Source organism: Protaetiibacter mangrovi (genome assembly GCF_024752305.1).
Lineage (GTDB): Bacteria > Actinomycetota > Actinomycetes > Actinomycetales > Microbacteriaceae > Homoserinibacter > Homoserinibacter mangrovi.
This window is the reverse complement of record NZ_JANTHX010000007.1, coordinates 279,172-304,455: the sequence shown is the minus strand read 5'-3', so window position 1 is coordinate 304,455 and position 25,284 is coordinate 279,172. Positions and strand designations below refer to the sequence as shown.

At 71.0% G+C, this 25,284-nt stretch carries 23 protein-coding genes and 2 tRNA genes; 19 read left to right on the top strand and 6 right to left on the bottom strand.

The genetic code is table 11. The annotated features are described in order from the left end of the window. Window positions 1-105 precede the first annotated feature (105 nt). On the top strand, window positions 106-1,032 hold the full coding sequence (locus tag NUH29_RS09100; RefSeq protein WP_258798770.1) for a M23 family metallopeptidase: 927 nt from the start codon (window positions 106-108) through the stop codon (window positions 1,030-1,032). Here the strand turns inward: NUH29_RS09100 and NUH29_RS09095 are convergent. Then, window positions 1,029-1,988 (bottom strand): formylglycine-generating enzyme family protein, encoded by a 960-nt coding sequence (locus tag NUH29_RS09095; protein WP_444544369.1) that lies wholly within the window; start codon window positions 1,986-1,988, stop codon window positions 1,029-1,031. The two genes, NUH29_RS09100 and NUH29_RS09095, sit on opposite strands and share 4 nt — an antisense overlap. Window positions 1,989-2,012: 24 nt before the next feature. On the opposite strand from NUH29_RS09095, the gene NUH29_RS09090 reads away from it, so the two are divergent. The 3 genes from NUH29_RS09090 to NUH29_RS09080 all read left to right on the top strand — a co-directional run bounded on the left by NUH29_RS09090 (window position 2,013) and on the right by NUH29_RS09080 (window position 5,918). Further along, window positions 2,013-2,621, top strand: coding sequence for a PadR family transcriptional regulator (locus tag NUH29_RS09090; protein ID WP_258798768.1), 609 nt, complete (start codon window positions 2,013-2,015; stop codon window positions 2,619-2,621). Continuing rightward, the gene (locus NUH29_RS09085; protein WP_258798767.1) at window positions 2,618-4,429 is read left to right on the top strand and encodes a sulfatase; all 1,812 of its coding nucleotides are present in this window, start codon (window positions 2,618-2,620) and stop codon (window positions 4,427-4,429) included. The genes NUH29_RS09090 and NUH29_RS09085 overlap by 4 nt, the downstream gene beginning before the upstream one ends. A gap of 67 nt (window positions 4,430-4,496) precedes the next feature. Further along, window positions 4,497-5,918: an MFS transporter gene (locus tag NUH29_RS09080; protein WP_258798766.1), complete on the top strand. Its 1,422-nt coding sequence runs from the start codon at window positions 4,497-4,499 to the stop codon at window positions 5,916-5,918. A gap of 63 nt (window positions 5,919-5,981) precedes the next feature. On the opposite strand, the gene NUH29_RS09075 is transcribed toward NUH29_RS09080, so the two are convergent. Further along, window positions 5,982-7,640 carry a glycoside hydrolase family 13 protein gene (locus NUH29_RS09075; protein WP_258798765.1) on the bottom strand — a complete coding sequence of 553 codons (1,659 nt, stop codon included), beginning with the start codon at window positions 7,638-7,640 and terminating at the stop codon, window positions 5,982-5,984. 281 nt (window positions 7,641-7,921) lie between these two features. On the opposite strand from NUH29_RS09075, the gene NUH29_RS09070 reads away from it, so the two are divergent. The 6 genes from NUH29_RS09070 (at window position 7,922) to NUH29_RS09045 (ending at window position 14,023) form a co-directional block, all read left to right on the top strand. Further along, a complete protein-coding gene (locus NUH29_RS09070; RefSeq protein WP_258798763.1) occupies window positions 7,922-9,148 on the top strand; it encodes a sugar ABC transporter substrate-binding protein in 1,227 nt (408 codons plus the stop codon). A 96-nt stretch (window positions 9,149-9,244) separates the two neighbouring features. Then, window positions 9,245-10,834: a maltose ABC transporter permease MalF gene (gene malF / locus NUH29_RS09065; RefSeq protein ID WP_258798762.1), complete on the top strand. Its 1,590-nt coding sequence runs from the start codon at window positions 9,245-9,247 to the stop codon at window positions 10,832-10,834. Continuing rightward, window positions 10,831-11,718, top strand: a complete 888-nt coding sequence (locus NUH29_RS09060; protein WP_258798761.1) for a sugar ABC transporter permease — start codon at window positions 10,831-10,833, stop codon at window positions 11,716-11,718. Before malF ends, NUH29_RS09060 begins: the two co-directional genes overlap by 4 nt. 141 nt (window positions 11,719-11,859) lie before the next feature. After that, entirely contained in the window at window positions 11,860-13,698 is a 1,839-nt protein-coding gene (locus NUH29_RS09055) for a glycoside hydrolase family 13 protein (RefSeq protein WP_258798760.1), read from the top strand. A gap of 135 nt (window positions 13,699-13,833) precedes the next feature. Next, window positions 13,834-13,905, top strand: a tRNA-Thr gene (locus tag NUH29_RS09050). A gap of 44 nt (window positions 13,906-13,949) precedes the next feature. Beyond that, window positions 13,950-14,023: transfer RNA gene (locus NUH29_RS09045), tRNA-Met, on the top strand. Between the two features lie 94 nt (window positions 14,024-14,117). On the opposite strand, the gene NUH29_RS09040 is transcribed toward NUH29_RS09045, so the two are convergent. Further along, window positions 14,118-14,702, bottom strand: a complete 585-nt coding sequence (locus NUH29_RS09040; protein WP_258798759.1) for a cation efflux transmembrane domain-containing protein — start codon at window positions 14,700-14,702, stop codon at window positions 14,118-14,120. Between the two features lie 129 nt (window positions 14,703-14,831). Here NUH29_RS09040 and NUH29_RS09035 point away from each other — a divergent pair, with 129 nt between their 5' ends. The 5 genes from NUH29_RS09035 (at window position 14,832) to NUH29_RS09015 (ending at window position 18,218) form a co-directional block, all read left to right on the top strand. Then, the gene (locus NUH29_RS09035) at window positions 14,832-15,641 is read left to right on the top strand and encodes a helix-turn-helix domain-containing protein (protein WP_258798758.1); all 810 of its coding nucleotides are present in this window, start codon (window positions 14,832-14,834) and stop codon (window positions 15,639-15,641) included. Window positions 15,642-15,703: 62 nt separating this feature from the next. Continuing rightward, window positions 15,704-16,498 (top strand): oxidoreductase, encoded by a 795-nt coding sequence (locus NUH29_RS09030; RefSeq protein ID WP_258798757.1) that lies wholly within the window; start codon window positions 15,704-15,706, stop codon window positions 16,496-16,498. Window positions 16,499-16,538: 40 nt separating this feature from the next. Then, window positions 16,539-17,339, top strand: a complete 801-nt coding sequence (locus NUH29_RS09025; protein ID WP_258798756.1) for an alpha/beta hydrolase — start codon at window positions 16,539-16,541, stop codon at window positions 17,337-17,339. 58 nt (window positions 17,340-17,397) lie between these two features. Beyond that, window positions 17,398-17,721: an ArsR/SmtB family transcription factor gene (locus tag NUH29_RS09020; protein ID WP_258798755.1), complete on the top strand. Its 324-nt coding sequence runs from the start codon at window positions 17,398-17,400 to the stop codon at window positions 17,719-17,721. Then, a complete protein-coding gene (locus NUH29_RS09015) occupies window positions 17,718-18,218 on the top strand; it encodes an SRPBCC domain-containing protein (protein ID WP_258798754.1) in 501 nt (166 codons plus the stop codon). The genes NUH29_RS09020 and NUH29_RS09015 overlap by 4 nt, the downstream gene beginning before the upstream one ends. On the opposite strand, the gene NUH29_RS09010 is transcribed toward NUH29_RS09015, so the two are convergent. Beyond that, window positions 18,188-19,066 (bottom strand): SRPBCC domain-containing protein, encoded by an 879-nt coding sequence (locus tag NUH29_RS09010; RefSeq protein ID WP_258798753.1) that lies wholly within the window; start codon window positions 19,064-19,066, stop codon window positions 18,188-18,190. The two genes, NUH29_RS09015 and NUH29_RS09010, sit on opposite strands and share 31 nt — an antisense overlap. Then, entirely contained in the window at window positions 19,063-19,389 is a 327-nt protein-coding gene (locus NUH29_RS09005; RefSeq protein WP_258798752.1) for an ArsR/SmtB family transcription factor, read from the bottom strand. Before NUH29_RS09005 ends, NUH29_RS09010 begins: the two co-directional genes overlap by 4 nt. A gap of 113 nt (window positions 19,390-19,502) precedes the next feature. Between NUH29_RS09005 and NUH29_RS09000 the strand changes: the two genes are divergently transcribed. The 3 genes from NUH29_RS09000 (at window position 19,503) to NUH29_RS08990 (ending at window position 22,451) form a co-directional block, all read left to right on the top strand. Then, a complete protein-coding gene (locus NUH29_RS09000; protein WP_258798751.1) occupies window positions 19,503-20,075 on the top strand; it encodes a VanZ family protein in 573 nt (190 codons plus the stop codon). 70 nt (window positions 20,076-20,145) lie between these two features. Continuing rightward, window positions 20,146-21,372 carry a sensor histidine kinase gene (locus NUH29_RS08995; protein ID WP_258798750.1) on the top strand — a complete coding sequence of 409 codons (1,227 nt, stop codon included), beginning with the start codon at window positions 20,146-20,148 and terminating at the stop codon, window positions 21,370-21,372. Then, window positions 21,369-22,451, top strand: a complete 1,083-nt coding sequence (locus tag NUH29_RS08990; protein WP_258798749.1) for a hypothetical protein — start codon at window positions 21,369-21,371, stop codon at window positions 22,449-22,451. Before NUH29_RS08995 ends, NUH29_RS08990 begins: the two co-directional genes overlap by 4 nt. Here NUH29_RS08990 and NUH29_RS08985 read toward each other — a convergent pair whose 3' ends face one another. After that, window positions 22,452-23,126, bottom strand: a complete 675-nt coding sequence (locus tag NUH29_RS08985; RefSeq protein ID WP_258798747.1) for a TetR/AcrR family transcriptional regulator — start codon at window positions 23,124-23,126, stop codon at window positions 22,452-22,454. It lies immediately after the preceding gene. Window positions 23,127-23,233: 107 nt separating this feature from the next. Between NUH29_RS08985 and NUH29_RS08980 the strand changes: the two genes are divergently transcribed. After that, entirely contained in the window at window positions 23,234-25,249 is a 2,016-nt protein-coding gene (locus tag NUH29_RS08980) for a glycoside hydrolase family 3 protein (RefSeq protein ID WP_258798746.1), read from the top strand. Window positions 25,250-25,284: the final 35 nt, after the last annotated feature.

Genomic DNA, 25,284 nt, shown 5'->3' with positions numbered 1-25,284 from the left:
ATACCATCGAATGGATCCCGACACCCGATCCCGACCGTCGAACCACTTGGAGGAGAGCGTGAGCGCAGTCACCGCACCCCTCCGTGGCGACCGGCAACCGGCGTCGTGACGGGGCCCGATCCCTCGCTCCCCCCGGCGACCTCCCGACGCGAACTCCGTGAGCGGGAACGCGCCGCCGCGTCGTCGGGAGCCCTCCCGGCGCCCGCGGAGCCCGCGATCGCGACCCCGATGACGGCGGCGCCGCCGAGCACCTTCGCGGCGCCGGCGCACGTGGTCGCGGCCCCCGCATCCGCCCGCCCCTCGGTGCGGCACTCCACCCGTGGCGCGATCGTCTCGAAGCTGCTGTCGGGTGCCGCACTCGTCTCGGCGGGTGCCCTGGTGGTGGGCATGTCGCTGCCGGCGAACGCCCTCGACGCCTACGCGCCCTCGTCCGAGTCCGATACCGCGCTGCTCGCCGTCGCGCCGAAGGTCGAGGGGCAGGAGGTCGACGTCGTGGAGGACGTCGCCGACGTCTCGGTCGACCGCGACGGCTTCGAGGTGAAGTCGTGGGCGCAGGTGCTGCGCGACAAGTACTCCCGGGGCAGCTTCGCCTACTCCGTGTACTGGACCGGCCCCATCCGCTGGCCGTTCCCGTACGAGGTGCCGATCACCGACGGCTACGGTCCGCGCGCGGCTCCGTGCTCCGGCTGCTCGACGTTCCACTACGCGATCGACCTCGTGCCGGGCGCCGGCACCCCGATCTACGCGATCGCCGACGGCGTCGTGATCGCGCACACGGACGGGCACGGCAGCTGGGGCAACTTCGTGCAGATCCAGCACACCATCAACGGACGCACCGTGATCTCGAGCTACGCCCACATGCAGACCGGCTCCTCGCCGCTGCAGGTGGGCGACCGGATCTCTGTCGGCGACTTCGTGGGCCTCGTCGGGGCGACCGGCCAGGTCACCGCCCCGCACCTGCACCTCGAGATCGAGGACGACGGCGTGCGCGTCGACCCCTTCATCTGGCTCACCCAGAACACCGCCCACTAGCGGTCGCCCGGCGCCTCCGTTCGGGGGCCGACCGTGCGGAAGCCGCAGTTGCCCATGGTCGAGTCGGGGGTGTTGCCGGTACGCGCCGCCACCCGATAGCGGTTGCAGTAGGACTCGTGGCAGAGGTAGGAGCCACCGCGCGTCACGCGTCGCTCCGGCTGCGCGATCGGCAGCAGCGGGGCGCCGGTCGAGGATGCCGCAGGTGCCCGCGTCTCGAAGCGGTCCGCGCACCATTCCCACACGTTCCCCGCGACGTCGTAGAGGCCGAGACCGTTCGCCGGGTAGCTCCTCACCGGTGAGGTCGCCAGCCATCCGTCGTCGCGGGTGTTCCGGCTGGGGAAGGTGCCCTGCCAGATGTTGCACATCCAGTGACCGCCGGGGGTGAGCTCGTCGCCCCACGCGTAGCGGGCACCCGTCAGTCCGCCACGCGCGGCGGCCTCCCACTGCCACTCGCCGGGAAGCGCTCGACCCGCCCACCTCGCGTAGGCGGCGGCGTCGTACCACGACACGTGCACCACCGGATGGTCGGCCAGCTCGTCGAGGTCGGAGAGGGGGCCGAACGGATGCCGCCAGTCGGCGCCGGCGACCAGCAGCCACCAGGGGGCGGAGGGGGAGCGCCCGATCACGTGGTGCCGCTCGGCGGCGACGGCGAGGTGGAACACGGCCGAGCTCCCGGCGGTCTCGGCGTCGGTGACGTGGCCCGTCGCCTCGACGAATCGTGCGAACTGCGCGTTCGTCACGGGGGTGGCGTCGATGTCGAACGCGTCGAGTTCGACCGTGTGCTGCGGGCCTTCGGCGTCGAAGGGGTAGCCCTCCTCGAAGGCGTCGCCGAGCAGGTAGCTGCCGGCGGGGACGAGGCAGGTCGCGGCATCGGATTCGTCGACGGGCACCTCGACAGCTTGACACAGCGAACCTCCGACGGCTATACAACATGTTACATATGTGCAGATGCACATAACTCGATGGCGAGGAGAGGGACGATGAAGTTCGAGAACGTGGTGCTGGGAGTGCTCGCGCTCAAGCCGTTCCACGGGTACGAGCTCATGAAGTGGTTCGACACCGAGGGGCAGTTCATCCGCTCCAACACCCACCACAGCCAGATCTACCGCGAGCTCGCCCGCATGGTGAAGGACGGGCTCGTCGAATTCGAGGTCGACGCCCGCGACGGTCGACCCGACGCGAAGATCTACCGCATCACCCCGGTCGGTCAGCAGGTGCTGCTCGAGTGGGTGCGTTCGCCGTTCGTGCCGACCAGCCGTTTCCAGGACGCCGACTTCAACACGCGCTTCGCCTTCGCGATCGCGCTCGACCTGCCCGCCGCGCTGCGGATCGTCGAGACCGAGCTCGAGTACCGCCGCGCCCAGGTCGCGGCGAGCAGGGTGCGCTCGCGCGGGATCGTCGGCGTCGACCCGATCGACGGCTTCGACGTCGAGAGCTACGCGCGCTACGGCGAGCACATGCACGTGTTCGGCGCCGACTCCGTCGACCGCTGGATGGACTGGCTCGAGTCGATGCGCGCCCGCCTCGTCGCCGACCTGGGCGGCGAGGAAACCGCCGCCCCCGACACCGCAGAGGAGCACTCCGCATGAGGGCCATCATGGTCATGTTCGACAGCCTGAACCGCCGGATGCTTCCGAACTACGGCGGGGACTGGGTGCACGCACCGAACTTCGAACGGCTCGCGAGCCGCACCGTGACCTTCGACAACTGCTACGGCGGGTCGATGCCCTGCATGCCCGCGCGCCGCGAGATGCACACCGGGCGCTACAACTTCCTGCACCGCTCCTGGGGTCCGCTCGAGCCCTTCGACGACTCCGTGCCGGCGATGCTCACTGCGGCCGGGGTGCACACCCACCTCGCGACCGACCACCAGCACTACTGGGAGGACGGCGGCGCGACCTACCACAACCGCTTCTCGACCTACGAGTTCTTCCGTGGGCAGGAGGGCGACCCGTGGAAGGGTCAGGTCGCCGATCCGGAGATCCCCGAATCGCTCGGCATGTCGTCGTCGGTGAAGCCCAAGCTCTGGCGCCAGGACTGGGTCAACCGCGCGCACCTCGCCGACAAGGCCGACCACCCCCAGACGCTCACCTTCGACGCCGGGGTGGAGTTCATCCAGACCAACCTCGCCGAGGACTCCTGGTTCGTGCAGATCGAGACCTTCGACCCGCACGAGCCCTTCTTCAGCTACGCCGAGTACAAGACGCACTACGCGGCCGCCGAGTGGGACGGACCGCACTTCGACTGGCCCGACTACGCCAAGGTCACCGAGACCCCGGATGCGGTCGAGCACGCCCGCGCGGAGTACGCCGCCCTGCTCACGATGTGCGACGAGTCGCTCGGTCGCGTGCTCGACCTCATGGACGAGAACGACATGTGGGACGACACGATGCTGATCGTGTGCACCGACCACGGCTTCATGCTCGGCGAGCACGGTTGGTGGGGCAAGAACGTGCAGCCCTGGTACGACGAGACGATCCACAACCCGCTGTTCCTCTGGGACCCGCGGGCGCAGGTGGCGGGCGAGCGCCGCGGCGCCCTCGTGCAGACCATCGACTTCGGCCCCACGCTGCTCGACTTCTTCGGCCTCGCCGGCACCGACGACATGCAGGGCGCCTCGCTCGCCGGGGTGCTCACGGATGACACCCCCGTGCGCGAGCACGCGCTGTTCGGGGTGTTCGGCGGCCACGTCTGCGTGACCGACGGGCGCTACGTGTACATGCGCGCCTCGGCGACCCCTCAGAACCAACCGCTCTCCGAGCACACCCTGATGCCGACCGTGATGACCGGGTTCTTCCCGCAGCAGCAGCTCGCGCACGCGCAGCTCGTCGATCCGCTGCCGTTCAGCAAGGGTCTCAAGGTGCTGAAGACGCCCGCCCAGGCCTGGGTGAGCCCGTTCGCGTTCGGCACGCAGCTGTTCGACCTGCGCACCGACCCCGACCAGCACGAGCCGCTCCGCGACGCCGACCTCGAGAGGCGGCTCGCCACGGCGCTGCGCGACGCGATGATCTCGGCCGACGCCCCCGCGGAGCAGTTCGTGCGACTGGGGCTGCCGGTCGAGGGTCCGCTCGGCGACGAGCACCTGCTGATCGAGGCCCAGTGGCCGATGCTGCAGGCCTCGCTCGCCCCCGCGTCACGCGCCGACGACTTCGGCGCCGACGGGGTCGTGCTCGACCGCCCGCTTCGCGAACTGCTCGGCGACCCCGCGACGCGCGACGTGCTCGTCGAGCTCGCCCCGATGCTCGCGGGTGGGCCGATGGTCCACATGATCGGCGGGCTGTCGCTGCTGCAGATCGCGTCGATGATGGTCGGCCTGCTGCCCCGCCCCGTGCTCGCCGGGCTCGCCGCCCGCCTGACGGCCGCCTCGAGCGCCGAACCCAGCGTCGAGCGGGGCTGACGCCCCGACTCGCACCCCCTGCACCACCTGCACCACCTGCACCACATCACAAAGGAGTGAACCCACCATGACGAACGACAACACCACGACGACGCCGCCCGCGGCGAGCACCCCACCGGGGGTGCCGACGGTGACCGCGGCGATCCGCCACGGCGACCTCGACCGCACGGGCGGGGTACCGCGCCGCAAGACGAACCTCGTCATCCTCGGCGGATCGATGGTCGCCGACGGCGGCGAGGGCTCGATGGCGACGACGCTGTTCCCGGTGATCGCCGCCGCGCTCTCGCTCGCCACCAGCGCGCTCGGCATCCTGTCGGCCGTCGGCCGCATCGTGGGCGTGTTCGCCGGACCCACCTGGGTGTTCCTCGCCAAGAAGTTCGGACGCAAGCCGATCCTGGCGATCGCCACCGGATTCTGGGGTGTCTGGGCCGTCGCCGCGGGCTTCTCGCAGGACTTCGCCCAGCTGCTCGTGCTCTACGCGATCATGGCGGCCGGTACGGCCGCGGCTCACGCGATCGTGCCGGAGGTCATCGGCGACTCGTTCGAGGACAAGAAGCGCGGCCGCGTCGTCGGCTGGCTCTACGGCGGCACCGCCGCCATCGGCAGCGTCATGGCGCCGCTCATCGGTCAGCTCGCGAACGTCGAAGACGGATGGCGCTACGGCTTCTTCGTTTTCGGCGCGATCAACGTGCTCTTCGGTGTGCTCATCCTGGCGTTCTACAAGGACCCGGGCACCGGCGGCGGCGAGGAGCAGCTCAAGACGTTCAGCCAGGCGGAGCGCGACGCCGCCTCGAAGATCACCTGGGCGAAGGTCCGCTCGCTGCTGCGCATCCGCAGCTACGTGATCCTGCTCGGCAGCCGGCTGCTCTCGAGCCACCTGCTGCTCGCCGCCTTCGGCGTGGTGCTGCTCGTGCAGGAGTTCGGGTTCGACACCGCGGTGGCCGCCTCCGTGATGGCGCCGTTCGGCATCGGCTACCTGCTCGGCACCATCGTCGGCGGCTTCCTCTCCGACCTGCTGAACCGCCTGAGCCCCGACTTCGGTCGCGTCGGGATGCTGCAGGGCGCCCAGCTGGCGTTCGCCGTGGTCGCGTTCTTCACGACCCAGTTCGTGTACGGCGGGATCCTGCCCTACCTGGTGCTGTTCGGCATCGTCGGCCTGACGGTCGGCCTCAACCCGGGCGTCAACCGCCCCCTGGTGATGGCGGTCGTGCCGCCGGAGCTGCGCGGTGCCGCGTTCGCGATCTTCGTCTCGATCATCGAGTCGATCGGTTTCGCGATCTACACGCTGACCGCGGGCTTCCTCGCCGACACGGTGGGGCTGCAGACGGTCATGCTCTGGCTCGTCTGCGGGATCATGGTGGTCAACGCCGCGTACCTCACGCTGCTCTACGGCCCGTACAAGCGCGACCGCCGCGCGCTCGAGGCGGAGCTCGACGCCCGCCGCGAGCGGATCCTCGAGAGCGAGGCCGCCGCAGCATCGGGCGACTGACGCCGCACAGCCGTCGGGCCCGTCACGATCCTCGGATCGCGGCGGGCCCGACGTCGTATGAGCTCAGCCGACGAGCCAGACCGTGGTGTCGCCGGGGATGCGGCCCGAGGCGACGGGGCCGCTGCCTGCGACCACGGTGCCGGCGGGCAGCGGGGCGGTGCCGGCGCCCGTGTTGGCGACGACGGTGACGGCGCCGTTGCGGAAGATCAGCACCGCGGGGTCGTCGCTCGCCAGCCACTCGATCTCGCCCGCGCCGAGCTCGTGCTGCTGGCGCAGCGCGAGCAGGGTGCGGTAGAGCTCGAGGGTCGAGCCCGGCACACCGGCCTGGGTGTCGCGGGCGTAGTCGGGCCAGCTGTCGGGCAGCGGCAACCAGCTCGCCTCGCCCGGGCCGAAGCCCGTGCTCGGGGCGTCGGCCTCCCACGGCAGCGGCACTCGGCATCCGTCGCGGCCGTAGGTCTCGCCGCCGGTGCGGAAGAAGCTCGGGTCCTGGCGGGCGGCATCCGGCAGGTCGATCACCTCGGGCAGCCCCAGCTCCTCGCCCTGGTACAGGTACGACGAGCCCGGCAGCGCGAGCATGAACGCGGTCGCGGCGCGGGCGCGGCGCAGGCCCACCACCTCGTCCGGATGCGACTCCGACTTCGGACCCAGGCCCTGCCCCTGTGGCGGGGGCGGGGTGAGGCCGAGGCGCGTCGCGTGCCGGATGACGTCGTGGTTCGAGAGCACCCAGGTGCTGGGAGCGCCCACCGAACCGAACGCGGCCAGCGAGTCGTCGACGACCTTCTTCAGCCGCTCGGCCTTCCACGGCGTCTCGAGGTAGCTGAAGTTGAAGGTCTGGTGCATCTCGTCGGGGCGCACCCAGTTGGCGAGCTTCGCGAGCGGCTCCACCCAGGCCTCGCCGGCCAGGATGCGGTCGGGTCCGTAGGCGGCGAGCACCTCGTGCCAGTCGCGGTAGATCTCGTGCACGCCGTCCTGCGCCCAGTAGGGCACATCCGTCTCGTCGCCGCCCATGCTGCCGGCGTCGGCGGGAGGCGTGTAGTCGGGGAGCCCCTCGGCCTTCGCCATGCCGTGGGCGACGTCGACGCGGAAGCCGTCGACCCCGCGGTCGAGCCAGAACCGCAGCACCCCGCGGAAGTACTCGCGCACCTCGGGGTTGGTCCAGTCGAAGTCGGGCTGCGAGCTGTCGAACAGGTGCAGGTACCACTGGCCGGGGGTGCCGTCGGGCGCGGTCACCCGCGTCCAGGCGAGGCCGCCGAACACCGACTCCCAGTTGTTGGGGGGCAGCTCGCCGTGGGCGCCCTTTCCGTCGCGGAAGATGTAGCGCGCGCGCTCGGGTGAGCCGGGAGCGGCGTCGAGCGCCGCCTGGAACCAGGCGTGCGCGCTCGAGGAGTGGTTCGGCACCAGGTCGATGATGACCCTGAGGCCCAGCTCGTGGGCCCGATCCAGCATCACGTCGAAGTCGGCGAGGGTGCCGAAGAGCGGGTCGACGTCGCAGTAGTCGGCCACGTCGTAGCCGGCGTCGGCCTGCGGCGAGGTGAAGAACGGCGACAGCCAGACGGCGTCGACGCCGAGGTCGGCGAGTGCGGGCAGCCTGTGTGTGATGCCGGGCAGGTCGCCGACGCCGTCTCCGTCCGCATCCGCGAACGAGCGCGGGTAGACCTGGTAGATGACGGCGGTGCGCCACCAGTCGTCGCGCTGCGTCGCGCGGCCGATCGTCGAGTTCACGATGGTTCCTTCGGTCGGGGGCCTGGGGCGCTTCCGATGCTAACGAGCGCCTGTTACGCGGACGTATCGGTGCGTCCGTGCCCCGCGGATGTTTCCCATTTGTAAACGTTTCCAACCGCACCTGTCAATTCCCGGCCCGGCGTGATCAGCCTGTGACCTGGATGACTTGACAGACGGGGGATCCGTGGGTTGTCATGTCTGCAAACGCTTGCACCGAGCGTTCCGGAGAACGGCCTCCGCTCTGGCGGCCGGAACCCGACCACAGGGAAAGGACCACACCAATGAAGGTGACCAGGAAGGGCGCTCTGAGCCTCGGCGCCATCGCCGTCGCATCCGCGTTCGTGCTGAGCGGTTGCTCCGCCGGCGACAGCGGAGACACCCCCACCACGGGCGGAACGCTCACCGTCTGGGTCGACGCCGAGCGCGTGGACGCGCTGCAGGGCGCGGCCGACGCCTACACCGAGAAGACCGGCGTCAAGGTCGACCTCGTGTCGAAGGACAACGCCACCATCAAGGACGACTTCATCCAGCAGGTGCCGACCGGCGAGGGCCCCGACATCACCATGGGCGCCCACGACTGGCTCGGCGAGCTGACCACCAACGGCGTCGTCGCGCCGCTCGAGCTCGGCGACTCCGCCGACGACTACCTGCCGGTCGCCATCCAGGCCGCCACCTACGAGGGCACCGTCTACATGCTCCCGTACGCGGTCGAGAACATCGCCGTGCTGCGCAACGCCGACATCGTGCCCGAGGCCGCGACGAGCTTCGACGACATGATCGCGAAGGGTCAGGCCGCCGGCCTCACCCAGCCGTTCGTGGTGGAGCAGGGCGCCGAGGGCAACCCGTACCACCTGTACCCGTTCCAGACCGCGTTCGGCGCCCCCGTCTTCGGCACCGACGCCTCGGGCAGCTACGACCCGAGCGACCTGCAGCTCGGCAGCGACGGCGGCTACCAGTTCGCCGACTGGCTCGCGAGCCAGGGCAAGACCGGCACCGGCGTCTTCAACACCGACATCGACGGTGCGATCGCCAAGCAGGCCTTCCTCGACGGCACCGCCGCCTTCTGGCTGACCGGCCCGTGGAACGTGGGTGCGGCGGTCGACGCCGGTATCAACGTCGCCATCGACCCGGTGCCGAGCCCGACCGGTGAGGCGGCCCAGCCGTTCGCCGGCGTGAAGGGCTTCTTCCTCTCGGCCGAGTCGAAGAACAAGGTCGCCGCGACCGACTTCCTCGTGAACTACCTCGGCTCCGAGGACGTGCAGCTCGAGCTGTTCAAGGCGGGCAACGTGCTGCCGGCCCTGAGCGCCGCCGCCGAGAGCGCGTCGAGCGACCCGATCATCAAGGGCTTCGCGAACGTGGGCGCCGACGCCGTGGCGATGCCGTCCATCCCCGCGATGGGCTCGGTGTGGCAGTACTGGGGCGTGGCCCAGGCCGCCATCATCAACGGCGAGGACCCGAAGGCGACGTGGGACAAGCTCGTCACCGACGTGACCGCCGCCATCAGCTGATCGCCCGCTGAACCGGATGCGGGGCGTGCCGCCGCAGGGGTGGACGCGCCCCGCATCCGTCAGTGAATCCACCCCTGCCCCAGAGAGTTGACCCAGATGGCCCAGGCCCCCACCGCCCCGCGCCGCACCCGGCCGGCCGCGCCGCCCACGCCGGGGAGCGTGCGCGCGATCCTCGTCAAGATCCTGCTGCTCGGCATCGTCGACGCCCTGTCGATCTACGCCGCGTTCGTGCTCGTGATGCAGCACAACTGGGTCGTCGCGATCATCGTGCTCGCCGTGACCGGGTTGGTGAACTGGATCTACTTCTCGCGGCGCCTCATCCCGGCGAAGTACCTCACGCCGGGCCTCATCTTCCTCGCCGTGTTCCAGGTGTTCGTGCTGCTCTACACGGGCTACGTGGGCTTCACCAACTACGGCACCGGCCACAACGGCACCAAGGAGCAGGCGGTCTCGTCGCTGCTCGCCTCCTCGCTGCAGCGCGTCGAGGACTCGCCCGCCTACCCGGCGACGGTCGTCGACAGCTTCGGGCAGCTCGGCCTGCTCGTCACCGACCCCGACACGGGCGACGCCTACGTCGGCACCAACGACCAGCCGCTCGCCGCGGCGCCGGATGCGGAGTTCGACGGCGGCAAGGCCGTCTCGGCCCCCGGCTGGACGAGCCTCAGCTTCGCCGAGGTGATCGCCCGCACCGACGAGATCACCCAGCTCGCGGTGCCCTACTCCGACGACCCGAACGACGGCGCCCTGCGCACCCAGGACGGCAGCAACGCCTACCGCTACCTCTCGACGCTCGAGTACGACGAGCAGGCCGGCACCATGACGAACACCCAGACGGGCGTCGTCTACGCCGACCAGGGCACCGGCGCGTTCGTCGCCCCCGACGGCACGGAGCTGCGCCCCGGCTGGCAGATCACCGTCGGCTTCGACAACTTCGTGCGCGCGTTCACCGAGCAGTCCATCCGCGGGCCGCTCGTCTACGTGACCATCTGGACCTTCGTGTTCGCGATCGGCTCGGTCGCGCTCACCTTCATCCTCGGGCTGCTGCTCGCGATCACCTTCGAGAACGCCCGCATGCGCGGGGTCAAGTACTACCGGGTGCTGCTCGTGCTGCCGTACGCGTTCCCGGCTTTCCTCTCGATCCTCGTGTGGAAGGGCATGATGAACGAGAGCTTCGGCTTCATCAACCAGGTGCTGTTCGCCGGCGCCGACATCCCGTGGCTCTCGGATCCGACGCTCGCCAAGGCGAGCGCCCTGCTCGTGAACCTGTGGCTCGGGTTCCCGTACATGTTCCTCATCTGCACCGGGGCGCTGCAGGCGATTCCCGACGAGCTGACCGAGGCGGCGACCATGGACGGCGCCCGCGGCTGGGGCATCTTCCGTCAGATCAAGCTGCCGCTGCTGCTCTCGACGACCGCGCCCGTGCTCATCGCATCCTTCGCGTTCAACTTCAACAACTTCAACCTGGTGTACCTGCTGAACAACGGCGGACCGCGCGACACCACCACGAGCCTGCCGGTCGGCCACACCGACCTGCTGATCTCGATGGTCTACAAGGTGGCGTTCACCGGCCAGAACCGCGACTACGGCCTGGCGTCGGCGTTCTCGATCATCATCTTCCTCATCGTGGCGATCATCTCGGTGATCAGCTTCTCGAGGACCAAGGCCCTCGAGGAGATCCAGCGATGACCACGACCCAGCTCTCCGCCCCGCGTCGGCGCTCGGCCGGGCGATGGTTCGCCGACACCGGATGGCGTCACCTCGTCGCGGTGCTGGTGTGCGCCTTCGCCGTGTTCCCGCTGCTGTTCGTGATCTCGAGCGCGCTCAACCCGAACGGCACCCTCACGGGATCGAACGCGCTGTTCTCGCGGATCGGCATCGACAGCTTCTGGCGCATCCTGACCGACCCGCAGAACCCGTACCTGCTGTGGTTCGGCAACACCCTGCTGATCGCCTCGGTGACCGCCGTCGCCTCCACGCTCATGGGGGCGCTCGCCGCGTACGCGTTCTCGCGTATGCGCTTCACCGGCCGCCGCTTCGGGCTCATCACGATCGTCGTGATCCAGATGTTCCCGCAGCTGCTCGGCGCGGTCGCGATCTTCCTCATGATGAGCGCCATCGGCGACGTGTTCCCGGCGTTCGGGCTCAACACCCACATCGGGCTCATCATGGTGTACCTCGGTGGCGCGCTCGGCGTGAACACCTACCTCATGTACGGCTTCTTCAACACGGTGCCGGTGGAGATCGACGAGGCGGCGAAGATCGACGGCGCAGGCCACGCGCGCATCTTCTTCACCATCATCCTGCGGCTCGTCGCGCCGATCCTCGCCGTCGTCGCGCTGCTCTCGGTGATCGCCTCGTTCTCGGAGTACCTCATCGCGAGCGTGCTGCTCATCGACCCCGAGAAGCAGACCCTGGCCGTGGGCCTCGTGAAGCTCGTGTCGAACCCGCGCTACGCCGACTGGAGCGCGTTCTCGGCGGGCGCCATCATGGCCGCCATCCCCGTCGTCGCCCTCTTCCTCGCCCTGCAGCGCTACATCGTCGGCGGCATCACCGCCGGCGCCGTGAAGTGACGAGGGGCTGGTTTCGACACGCCGCTTCGCGGCTACTCAACCAGCGGCTGGAACCCGCTGGTTGAGTAGCGCCCGCAGGGCGCGTGTCGAAACCAGCCCCCGCGAAACCCCGTCGTCACACGAGAGGTCTATGGTGCCCGCATGACCGCATCCCCCGCGGCACTCCCGCACCACGACGGTTCGCCGCTGTACGTCTCGACGCAGACCCCCGAGCTCGGCGGCACGGTCGCCCTGCGGCTGCGGGTGCCGCGCGGCTTCGCCGACCTCCGGGTCGTGCGGGTGCGCTCGAACCCCGATCGCGAGCCAAGTTATGCCGACGCCCGCGTGGTGCACGAGACCCCGGATGCGGTGTGGTGGCAGGCGGAGGTGGTGGTCGAGAACCCGGTGCACGGCTACCGCTGGCTGCTGGAGGACCACGACGCCGAGACGTGGTGGCTCACCTCGAAGGGCCTCTCGAGCATCGAGACCCGCGACATCGACGACTTCCGGCTGGTGACCTTCCCCGCGCCGCCCGACTGGGGCAAGGACCTGGTGATGTACCAGGTGTTCCCCGACCGCTTCGCGCGCTCGGCGGCGGCGGACGACCGCGAGCCGCCCGAGTGGGCGATGCCGGCCGCGTGGGGCGACCCCGTCATCCATGTCGGCCCGGGCACGGGGGAGCAGTTCTTCGGCGGCGACCTCGACGGGGTGCGCGAGCACCTCGACCACCTGCTCGACCTCGGCGTGAACCTGCTGTACCTGACGCCGGTGTTCCCGGCGCGCTCGAACCACCGCTACGACGCGCAGTCGTTCGACCACGTCGACCCGCTGCTCGGTGGAGACGAGGCGCTGGTGCGGCTGGTCGAGGCGGCGCACGAGCGCGGCATCCGGGTGATCGGCGACCTCACCACCAACCATTCCGGCGACGCGCACGAGTGGTTCCGCGCGGCGTTCGAGAACCCGGGCGCGGCCGAGAGCGCGTTCTACCTGTGGCTCGACGAGACGCAGAGCGACTACGTGTCGTGGCTCGGTCACAAGAGCCTGCCGAAGTTCAACTGGAACTCCTCGGAGTTGCGCGAGCGGTTCATCGAGGGGCCGGAGTCGGTGGTGGCGCGGTTCCTGCAGCCGCCGTTCTCGTTCGACGGCTGGCGCATCGACGTGGCCAACATGACGGGCCGCTACCGCGACGAGGACCTCAACGAGGCGGTGCGCCGGGCGATCCGCCGCACGATGGTCGAGGTGAACCCCGACACGCTGCTGGTGGGGGAGTCGACGAACGACGCTTCGGGTGGCGACTTCACGGGCGACGCCTGGCACGGCGCGATGACGTACGCCAACTTCACTCGGCCGCTGTGGAACTGGCTCTCGGTGCCGGGTTCGCCCGCGGGCGGCGGCCTCGGCATGACCCTCGGGCGCACCACCGACTACACGGGCCTCGAGTTCTATGCGGCGCACCGGGAGTTCGCGGCGGCGCTGCCGTGGCGCACGCGGCTGCACACCATGAACGCGCTCGACACCCACGACACCCCGCGCTTCGCCACCTCGGCGCGCGAAGGCGTGGTGCCGGTGGCGGTGGGGCTGTCGATGACGCTGCCCGGCATCCCGGTGGTGTGGGCGGGCGACGAGTTCGGCTTCACTGCCGCCGACGGCGAGGAGGCCCGCACCCCGATCCCGTGGGATGCGGCGGATGCGTACGCGGACCACATCGCCCTCTACCGGCGGATGATCGCTCTGAAGCGTGAGCATCCGGCGCTGAACGGCGGCGGCATCCGTTGGCTGCACGCCTCGGAGGAGGCGGTGGCGTTCGTGCGCGAGTCGGCGGACGAGTGCGTGCTCGTCGTCGCGACCCGCTCCGCCACCGAGGTCGACCTCGCCGGCGAGCTCCCCGACGACGCCGAGCTGCTCGAGGGCGCCGCCCCGTGGCGGGCCGGCCTCGTGCGCACCCCCGGCCCGTCCTTCCTCGCCTGGCGGCTCCCGGGAGTGCAGCTCCCCGCTTGGTGATCGCTCGCATCCCGCTGGTTGAGTAGCCCGCGCAGCGGGCGTGTCGAAACCAGCCCCCCGCACCCCCGCTCCCGCGTTCGGGCCACCCCCTCCGGGATGCTAGGCTCTTCCGGTGCCGCGGAGCGATCCGCGAACGCCCCGATAGCTCAGTGGTAGAGCACTTCCATGGTAAGGAAGGGGTCGTCAGTTCAATCCTGACTCGGGGCTCTGTCCGTCGGAGCGGGGCTCCACCCTCGCGCCGACGGACTCGTGGCTGAGTAGCTCAGTTGGTGAGAGCGCACGACTCATAATCGTGAGGTCGCGGGTTCGAGTCCCGCCTCAGCTACTTACTGGTCGGTCAGACCGATTCCCGGTCGGGCCGCTCTGCTTTCCGGACGTATGGCCGCGGGTGATCGTTGCCGCGTCTCCGACTGCGCAGATCAGGGGCGCGCGGACCGTCGACCGAGGCGCTCGTCGCGTGCGGCGCGCCACACTGCGCGCGCCGCGTCGGCATTCAACAGTCCGATGGCGATCCCGATCGCGATGTCGACCCATCCGGTGTGCACCCAGAGCGTGGCGACGGCGCCGGCGATGATCGCAACGTTCGCGAGCGCGTCATTGCGGGCAGAAAGCCACGCCGCCCTTGCCATGCTTCCTGTGAGGTTGCGATGGCGCACCAGCAGCAGCGCGCATGTGAGGTTGATGGCGAGCGCACCCGCAGCGGTGAGTGACAGGGGAACGATCTCAGGCGCAACAGGATTCAAGATCTTCTGCACCGCGGCGATGATCGTCGCGACCGCCGGCACCAGGATGACGAACGCGAGGACGCTGCCTACATGCGATTGGCGTCGCATCGACCACGCCGACGCGGCGAAGATCAGCAGGTTGATGCTGGCGTCTTCGAGGAAGTCGACACTGTCGGCGAAGAGGGACACGGAACCGATGGTCAGCGCCACCACGAAATCCACGGCGAAGAAGCCGAGGTTCAGCAATGCCACCACGAGGACGGTGCGCCGGAAGGTCACGCGGACAATCATCCACTGCGGTGACGCGTCACGCACCGATGCTCGGCGGGCATCCTGATCGTCGCGCTGCGGGCGCACCCTTGTCGAGGGGAGAAGCCCGGCCCCAACCATCCTCGCTACACTCTCGCCATGACGGCGGGCCGGCCCCTCGGTGACTACCTGCGCGCACGCAGGGAGCTCATCCGTCCCGAGGAGGCGGGGCTGCCCGCCGGCAACGGCCGGCGCCGGGTCGCGGGGTTGCGGCGCTCCGAGGTGGCGATGCTCGCCGGCATCAGCACCGAGTACTACGTGAAGCTCGAGCAGGGTCGCGAGATCCACCCCACCGACCAGGTGCTCGAGGCGCTGTCGCGGGCGCTGCAGCTGGATGCGACGGCGCGCAGCTACCTCGCCTCGCTCGTGCACCTGCCGCACGTCGAGACCGGCCCGAAGCGCGAGCTCGCGCACATCCGCTGGCTCATCGACGGATGGCCGCTCACCGCCGCGGTCGTGCACGACCGCTACAACGACATCGTCGCCTCGAACGCGCTCATGCGGGCTATCGTGCCCGCCTACCGTGAGGGCGCCAACAGCCTCGCCGCGCTGCTGCTCGACCCGGAGGTGCGGGCGCTCTACGGCGACGAGTGGGACGGGCTGACCGCCCGCTCGGTGGCGCTGCTGCGCGCGAACTCCGGACCGCAGCCCTACCTCGTGCGCACCCAGCAGCTGATCGCGCAGCTCACCCGCGAGAGCCCCCGGTTCCGCGAGGTGTGGCCGCGCAACGACGTGCACGGCGCGGGCGACGGCGTGCACCACCTCGCGCACCCGCGGGTGGGAGCGCTCTCGCTGCGGTTCGCGCGCTTCCCGGTGCTCGGGCCGGGCGAGCACTCGATCTTCGTCTACTACGCCGAGCCCGGCACACCGACCGCGGATGCGCTCGCCGTGCTCGCGCGAGAGGGGTAGCGCGGCTACCACCCCCAGCCCGCCCACGCGCGGGGCGCGCATCCGGCCCTAGCCTCGCGGCCATGGACCTCGGATTGCAGGGCAGGACCGCCGTCGTCACCGGCGCGAGCAAGGGCATCGGGCTGGCGATCGTGCAGGGGCTCGTGGGCGAGGGGGTGCGCGTGGTCGCGGGCGCGCGCTCGATCACGCCCGAGCTCGAGCCGCTGGTCGCGAGCGGCGACGTGCTCTTCGAGTCTGTCGACCTCACCACTCCCGACGGCCCCGAGCGGCTCGTCGCGCGCTCCGACGAGCTCGGCGGGCTCGACATCCTCGTCAACAACGTGGGCGCTGTGTCGCTGCGCTTCGACGGGTTCCTCGCGATCACCGACGAGCAGTGGATGCAGACCCTCACCCTGAGCTTCCTCGCGGCGATGCGCACCACGCGGGCCGCCATCCCGCGGCTCATCGCCCGCGGCGGCGGCAACATCGTGACCATCGGATCGGTCAACGCCTACCTGCCCGACCCTCCCGTCGTCGACTACTCGGCCGCGAAGGCCGCGGTCTGGAATCTCTCCAAGTCGCTGTCGAAGGAGTACGGCGACCGCGGCATCCGGGTCAACACGATCAGCCCCGGCCCCGTCGCGACCGAGCTGTGGCTCGGCGAGCAGGGCGTCGCCGCGACCGCCGCGCGCGCGATGGGCGTCGACGTCGACACCGCCCGCGATCGCGTCGTGGCGAGCCAGGGCGGCTTCTCGACCGGACGCTTCACCCAGCCCTCGGAGGTGGCCGACCTCGCGCTGCTGCTCGCGAGCGACCGCGCCGGCAACGTCACGGGCGCCGACTTCCTCATCGACGGCGGCCTCGTCAAGACCCTGTAACCCCACCACCGCAGCACCCCCCAACAGAAGGAGAACCACCATGACGCACGTCCTCTTCATCCACGGCCTCTGGATCCACTCCTCGGCCTGGCGCCCCTGGCAGGACCTCTTCGAGTCCAAGGGCTACACCACGGATGCGCCGGGCTGGCCCGGCGATCTCGACACCGTCGAGGCCACCCGCGCGAACCCCGCGGGCCTCAACAACCAGGGCATCGCCGAGATCTGCCACCACTACGCCGACCTCATCGAGACGCTCCCCGAGAAGCCCGTCGTCGTCGGGCACTCCTTCGGCGGGCTCATCGCGCAGGAGCTGCTCGCCCACGATCTCGTCGCGGCGGCGGTCGCGATCGACCCGGCACCCGTCAAGGGCGTGAAGGTGCTGCCGTTCTCGCAGCTGAAGTCGGGCTTCCCGGTGCTGTCGAACCCCGGCAACAAGTCGAAGACGGTGGCCCTCGACGAGAAGCAGTTCAAGTACGCCTTCGGCAACGTGCTGAGCGACGAGGAGTCGAACGCCCTGCACGACGCCTGGACGATCCCGGGGCCGGGTCGGCCGCTGTTCGAGGATGCGACGGCCAACTTCGTGCGCAACTCGCCCGCCGCGGTCGACACGCACACCGCCATCCGCGGTCCGCTGCTGCTCACCTCGGGCACCGAGGACCACACCGTGCCGCAGGCCGTGACGGTCGCGGTGGCGAAGCTCTACGCCGACAACACCTCCTCGGTCACCGAGTACCACGAGTACGCGGGCAAGGGGCACTCGCTCACCCTCGACGCGGGCTGGCAGGACGTCGCGCAGGATGTGCTGGCCTGGCTCGACGAGAAGGGCTTCGGTCCGGCCTGACGGGTGATCCACGAATGTACATTGACATGTACGTACACGACGATGTACATTCGCGGATGTGGAAGCTCTGCTCGACGTGATCGCCGACCCGCAGCGGCGCACCCTGCTGGATGCGCTCAGCAACGGGCCGGCCACCGTCACCGAGCTCGCCGGGCTCGTGCCGATCGCACGGCCCGGTGTCTCGCGCCACCTGCGCATCCTGCGCGAGGCGGGCCTCGTCGAGGTGCACGCCGACGCGCAGCGCCGGGTGTACGAGCTCCGCAGCGAGCCGCTCATCGAACTCGACGAGTGGCTCGCGCCCTATCGCGCGCTCTGGGGGCAGCGGCTCGACGCCCTGCACACCGAGGTCAGCCGCGGCAAGAAGACGAGGAGCGACGGATGACGGACCAGCGATTGATCGGCGAGCTGCGCGAGGAGGGCGGTCTCGGCGTGGTGCACGTCGAAGACGTCTACGCGACCGGCATCGACGACCTGTGGTCGGCGATCACCGACCCCGAGCGCCTGGCGCGCTGGGTGGTGCGGATCGAGGGCGAGCTGCGGGTGGGCGGCGAGTTCACCGCGGCCTTCACGAGCGGCTGGCGGGGGATGGGTGTCGTCGAGGTGTGCGAGGCGCCGCACCGCCTGCAGGTGCGCACCTGGGAGCCGGGCGGCGTCACCACCACGATCGAGGCGCTGCTGACCCCGGAGGGTGCCGGCACGCGGCTGGTCATCGAAGATCGGGGGCTGCCGCTCGAGGAGTACGCCGCGCACGGCGCCGGGTGGCAGGCCCACGTCGAAGACCTCGCCGCCTACCTCGCCGGCCGGGTGCCGCGCTCCTGGGAGGAGCGCTGGCACGAGCTCAGCGCCGACTACCTGGAGCTGGCCCGGGCGGCCAGGTAGCTCGCCAGCAGCCGCGTCTGCGCCTCCCACCCGCCGTCGTTGCCCTCGCGGGCGGCGTCGCGCAGCTCCTCGGGCAGCTCGTCGAAGCCGTCCTCGGTGATCGTGACCCGGGTGCCGTCGGCCACCTCGTCGAGCGTGAACTCGACGGCGGTCGACACCGCCGACTCCGCCGACGGGTTCCAGCGGAACGCGAAGCGCCGCCGCGGTTCGACGGCCAGGACGTCGAAGGTGAGCGGGGCGCCGCGGTGCGGCTCCTGCGCGGCGGCGATCTCCGGGTCGACCGCCGTCGGCACGATGCGCCCCGTGGTGGTCTCGCCCACGCGGAACGGGCCGTCGAGCTCGGCGCCGAACCAGGCGCCGAACGCGCGCGAGTCGGCGATCGCATCCCACACCGACTCCAGCGGCGCGGCGATCACCGCACTGCGGCGGATGTCGGGCTCCCGTTCGAGCAGCGCCTTGAGCGCCTCGATGATGTGGCGCGAGCCGTCCGCCGTCTCCGAGCCCTCTCGACTCTGCGCGCGCGCGCCGCGGTGGATGAGGGTGACCCGGCACCCGTCGGCGATCGGGGTCACCTCCCAGTGCAGCGACCCCTGGTCGTCGCGGCCGCCGTACCAGGTGGCGATGAAGGTGTGGGCCAGACGCATCGGGGGCTCGAACTCGAGCACCTCGCCCACGATCTGCACGTCGCCGTCGTCGTCGACGAACTCGATGGGGGAGCCGAGCTGCCAGGTGGTGCGGGGCGCGGTGCCGTAGTAGTACCGCCGCACGGTGTGCGGATCGGTGAGCGCCGCCCACGCCTCGGCAGCGGACGCGGCGATGGTCACCTCGTAGACGCGGTCGTCGGTCATCGGTCGTTTCCTCTCTCCAGCTCGGATTTGAGCGCGAGCAGCCCGGCGGATGCGCGGGCGCCGAAGTCGTCGATCCACCGCTGCGCCAACTCCACGATCGGCACGGCGTTCAGGTGGCAGCGCCGCACGCGGCCCTGCTTGCGCGACACGATCAGCCCCGCCGCCTCCAGCACGCCGACGTGCTTCAGCACGGCGTGGCGACCGAGCGGCGCCAGCGCCTCGGTGAGCTCGCCGATGCTCTGTCCGTCGCGTTCGCGGAGTGCATCGAGGATGCGGCGGCGCGAGGGCTCGGCGATCGCGGCGATGACCGCATCCGTGTCCACCCCGCCAAAATAGGTGACTGCACAGTCACCTGTCAAGGAACGATCCCTCCGACGGACGAGGATCCGCTTCCCGACGGATGCGCGCCGCCCACGCCGCCGCGTGTACTGAGGGCATGCTCCCCACCGCCGTGCACAGACCCGCGCCGCCCGGCATCCGCCGACGCGCGCTGCTCGTCACGCTCTTCGTCGTCTACCTCGCGCTGCTCACGTGGCTCGTCATGTGGAAGCTGCATGACCCCTTCATCGGGCGCGCCGACATGCGCAGCATCAAGCTCGTGCCGTTCCTGCCCGGCGACGGCTTCGGCGCGAGCGACCCGCTCGAGATCCTCGGCAACGTCGCCGTCTTCGTGCCGTTCGGCGTCTACCTTCGGCTGTTGCGGCCCGACTGGCGCGTCGCCCGGATCGCGCTCCTCGCCGGCGCGCTGAGCTTGGCGTTCGAGGTGGCCCAGTACGTCACCGCGGTCGGCAGCTCCGACGTGACCGACGTCATCGCGAACACCGCCGGGGCGATCCTCGGGTTCGTCGTGCTCGCCGGGATGCGGCGGCACGGCCGCGGCGGCGCGATGCTGACCGCGAGCCTCGCGGCCGCCACCGTGATCGCCCTCGTCGCGGCCGTCGCGGTCGTCGCCGGGCGCCCGAGCCTGCCGGCCCCCGGCGACGGCGGCGCCGGACACATCGTCGACTGAGTCGAGGCCACGGGAGTCGTGCGACATCCCGCTACTCCCGCCCGCCCGGCCGGATCGCTACCCTTCGCATATGAGCGCCGCGCCTCCGCCCCCCTCGGGGCTGGAGGCGCCCGCCGGCGGAGGCTGGATCTTCCCCATGCGGGAGGCCGCCGGCTCCACCCGGGCGGCGCTCGTGAGCGGGGCATCCGCCCTGAGCCTCGTGCTGCTCGGCCTGCTCGCCACGCTCGGGATCATCCTCGCGGCCGCCGTGCCGGAGAGCGTCGCGTGGTGGATCCTCCCCCCGCTGGCGCTGCTCGCCGCCTGCTGCGTCGCCGCCTGGCGGTGGGATCCGATCCCGGTGCTCGGCTACTTCGCGCTCGCCGGCGCCGTCGCGGCCGCCCTCGCGGCCCTCACGGTCGCGGTCGCCGATTCGCCGATCCAGGCGGCCGCCGGAACGGCCGGGTTCCTGCTCTCGATGACGACCAACGTCGCCGTGCTCATCGGCGCGGCCTCGGACCGATGGACGGGCGGCATCGCGGGCGCGCTCGGCGGATACGCCCTCGGCGAGGGGACGATGGCGATCACGGCGGCCCTCGTCGGGCTGCCGTATCGCCTCGACCTCCCGCCGATCGCGATCGCGGTCGGGGTGGCCGTGGGCTACGCGTTCGTGCCCCTCGCCCGCCGGCGTTCGCGCCGGAGCACCGCCTCGCTGGACGCGGCCGACCACCGCACCCGCGCTCGCCGCCTGCGCGAGCTCGAGGGGCGGGAGTCGATCGCCGTGCTGCACGACACGCTGCTCGGCGAGCTCGCCGCCTTGTCCCATCGCGAGCCCGGCCCCCTGAGCGAGACCGATCGGGAGCGGGTGGTGGCGAGCCTGGAGTCGAGCGCGATGCTGCCGCTGTTGCGCGACGAACCCGAGCCCGGCTTCGCGGAGATCGCCTCCCAGCTCCTCGCGATCGGTGCCGCCGGGGGCGTGCGGCTGCGGCTGGAGGGCGACCTGGCGGCACTCGACTCGATCGCCGATCCCCTCGGGCCGGCCCTGCACGCGGCCCTCGAGCAGTGCGTCGTCAACGTCGCCCGGCACGCGGGGGTCACGGAGGCATGGCTGGCGGTCTCCCGTTCCGGCGACGAGCTCAGCATCACCGTCGTCGACGAGGGCGTCGGCTTCGATCCGGATGCGGTTCCGCACGATCGGCTCGGGCTGAGCGAATCGGTGCGCGGCCGGATCGAGCGCCTCGGCGGCACGGTACGGGTCTGGAGCAGCCCGGGCGCCGGAACCTCCGTGCATCTCGTCGTGCCGTGGGGAGCCGGCGGATGATCGGCACGCGGCACTCGCCCCAGCAGCTCGACCCCCTCGCCGGGGTGACCGCCCAGTTCTTCGCCTGGATCTTCACATCCGCCGCCTTCGCCACCTCGGTCGGGCTGACGATCCTGCATCGGGCGGAGTACCACTCCCCGCTGCTGCTCGCGGCGGCGTTCCTCTGCCTGGTGGCGACGGGCGCCGTGGTCGTCGGGGCGAGCGCACCCCGGCGCGCCCCGTTCACGCGGCGCAGCGCGATCGCGATCCACGTGCTGGGGCTCGCGGCTGTCGGCTTCGAGGCCGCCGCCCAGTGGGGCACGAACACCGCGGTGCGCTCCGACTGGGCGCCACTCGCACTCGCCCTGTTCGTGATGGCGACCGGCTGCTTCCGCCCCGCATCCGAGATCCTCATCGCCGACATCCTGAGCGTGCTGGTGGTCACGGTGGTCACCACATCCGGCGCCGTCGCGTCCGACTGGCCGCTGCCCGCGATCGTCTACGCCGGCCTCACCGCGGGTCCGCTGCTCGCGGCCGGCGTCGGTGCCGCGGTCTTCTCGGCGACGCTCGTGACGCGGCTGCTGCGATGGCGCGAGTCGACGGGCGATGCGCGTCTCGCCGCGGCGGAGCAGCTGCGCGCCCAGGTGCGCGACGAGCTGCACCGTGAGCGCCTGACCCTCGTCGAGCGCGAGGTCGGGCCCTTCCTGCGTGAACTGGTCGCCCGGGGCGAGACGGATGCGGCGGACGCCGAGCGGGCGCGGGAGCTCGGCGACGCGCTGCGTGCAGCGCTCGTCGCCGAGTCGGAGGGGGTGTGGCTCGGCGACCTCGTCGACGAGATCCGCGATCCGGACGGCCTCGCCGTGCACATGGACGAGACCCAGCGTGCTGCCGTGGAGGCGGCGTGCGCGGGGCTCGCCGACCGTCGGGTGACGGCGGAGCTCGCCCGGGTCGGCGACCTCATCCGCCTCACCCTGCGCTGGGGCGGCGAGGGGCGCGGACGCCTCCGCCCGGAGATGCAGGCGATCCTGCGCCTCGTCTTCCCGGGCGCCCGCGTGCGCCCGACGCGACGCCACGTCGAGGTGGAGTTCGAGGCCGCCTGATCAGCCGGCGGGTGGAGCCACCTCGACGGCGTCGAACGCCCGCAGCCCCTCGGGCGTCATCCATTCGGCGAGCGTGCGGCGCACCTCGGCGGCCATGTCGATCCTGCGGTCGAAGAGCCACTGCGCCTGCAGGCCGTCCATGAGGGCGGTGAGCCGCAGGGCGGCGTCGTCGGGGTCGAGATCCGGTCGCAGGTGGCCGGCGCGGACGGCGCCGCGCAACGCGCGGGCGGTGCCGCTCCGGATGCGTTCGTAGCGTGCGACGACGTAGTCGTGGGCCGGATGGTCGGGGGCCGATGCCTCGGCCGACAGGCGCACGAAGAGCTCGATGAGCCCGGGCACGAGCCGGTTGTGGTCGGCGAGGTCGACCATGCCGCGCAGCACCCCGATGGCACCCGACCCGCGCGTGTAGGGGGCGAAGCGCTCCTGATCCTCGACGTCGCGCGCCTCGAGCACGGCCTCCAGCAGCGCCTCCTTGTCGGGGAAGTGGTGCAGCAGGCCGGCGCGGGAGATGCCGCATGCGGCGGCGATCTCGAGGATCGTCGCCGAGAGGAAGCCGCGCTCGGCGAAGTGCGCGGATGCGGTGTGGATGATCGCGTCGCGTCGGGCGCGGCCCTTCGCATACCCGCGTGCGGGCGCCTCGACTCCCGCCTCGGGGGTGGTCTCCAGCGCGCTCACGGATGCGAGGTTAGCACCGGAATTGACAAAACCGACACTTGTGTAGATATTTGATCTCACTCGCCGCGGAGTGCACCGAGCGCCGCGGCCCGGACGAAGGAGTTCCCGTGGCCGAGGCCTGCTTCCCCTACCAGGACGCCTCCCTGCCGACCGAGCAGCGCGTCGACGATCTGCTCGCCCGCATGACGCTCGACGACAAGGCCGGGCTCATGTTCCAGCCGATGGCGCCGCTCGGCACCGACCTCGACGAGGCGGGCATGTTCGGCTCGCCGTCGATGCGCAAGATCATCGACCGGCGCATCACGCACGTGAACATCCTGCAGGCCGGTACCGCGCGCGAGCTCGCCGAATGGCACAACGCGGTGCAGCGCATCGCCGAGGAGACCGAGCTCGGCATCCCGTTCTCCATCTCGTCCGACCCGCGCCACTCCTTCACCAACAACCCCGCGGCGGCGCTCTTCGCCGGGCCGTTCTCGCAGTGGCCCGAGTTCCTCGGCTTCGGCGCCCTCGACGACCCGGAGCTCACCCGCCGCTTCGCCGACACGGTGCGCCGGGAGTACCTGGCCGTCGGCATCCGCGTCGCGCTGCACCCGCAGATCGACCTCGCGACCGAACCGCGCTGGGCGCGCGCATCCGGCACCTTCGGCTCCAGCGCCGAGGTCACCGGTCGCCTCGGCGTCGCCTACACGCTCGGGCTGCAAGGCGACGAGCTCGGCGCCCACTCGGTGTCGACCATGGCCAAGCACTTCCCGGGCGGGGGCCCGCAGCTCGACGGCGAGGACCCGCACTTCGACTACGGCCGCGAGCAGGTCTACCCCGGCGAGCGGTTCGAGCTGCACCTGCAGCCGTTCCGGGAGCTCATCGACGCCGGCGTCAGCCAGCTCATGCCCTACTACGGCATGCCCGTCGGCACCGAGTACGAAGAGGTCGGCTTCAGCTTCAACAAGCAGATCATCACCGGCCTGCTGCGCGAACAGCTCGGGTTCGACGGCGTCGTCTGCACCGACTGGGGCATCCTGTCGCGCACCTTCTGGGGCGTCGAGCACCTGAGCTACGAGGAGCGGATGCTGAAGTCGCTCGATGCGGGTGTCGACCAGTTCGGCGGCGAATTCCAGCCGAAGGTGCTCATCGAGCTCGTACGCTCGGGTCGCGTCGACGAGTCGCGGCTCGACACCTCGGTGCGGCGCCTGCTGCGCGAGAAGTTCCGCCTCGGGCTGTTCGACGGGGCGCGCTACGTCGACGCGGATGCGGCCGACGCGATCGTCGGCGCCGCCGGGGCGCGCGAGGCGGGGTTCGCCGCCCAGGTCGCCTCGCAGACGCTGCTCGCCAACGACGGCGCCGTCACCCTGCCGCTGTCGGGCCAGCCGAAGGTCTACGTCGAGGGCATGGAGCCCGCCGCCCTCGCGGGGTGGGCGAACGTGGTCGCGACGCCCGCCGAGGCGGACGTGGCGATCGTGCGCACCTCGGCGCCTTGGGAGGAGCGGGGGGAGCCCGGCACGATCGAGTCGTTCTTCCGTGCCGGCTCGCTCGAGTTCCACGACGACGAGCTCGCCCATCTGCGGGAGCTCGCCGTCGCCGCCCCGCTCGTGCTCGACGTGTACCTCGACCGGCCCGCGATCCTCGCCCCGCTCGTGGGAGTCGCGTCCGTCATCACCGCGAACTACGGCGCGTCCGACGACGCGTTCGCCGCGATCCTGTTCGGCGCCGCCGAACCGCAGGGTCGGCTGCCGTTCGAGATCCCGTCGTCGATGGCCGCCGTCGAGGCGAACCTGCCCGACGTGCCGAACGACACCGCCGATCCGACGTTCCCGGTCGGGCACGGCCTGCGGTACGCCGACTGGACGCCCGCGGTGCGCCCGGATGCGTCGACCACCACGATGGCCGCTGCGGCGCCCGCCGGGAGCCGCTACGACCTGACGAAGACGCCGCTGAAGGTGATCCTCGCCGACCCCGAATCGCGCGCCATCCTCGAGGAGCTCGCGCCCGAGGTGCTGAACCACCCGATGATCGGCCTCGCCACGGGCATGCCCGTCGAGACCGTGCTCGGCATGGCCGCAGGCCAGGCGCCCGCCGAGCTCATCGACGACCTCCGTTCCCGTCTCGGCGCGCTGCAGCCGCAGTGAGCCACCTCCGATAACCGACCGAACAACCAACCCGA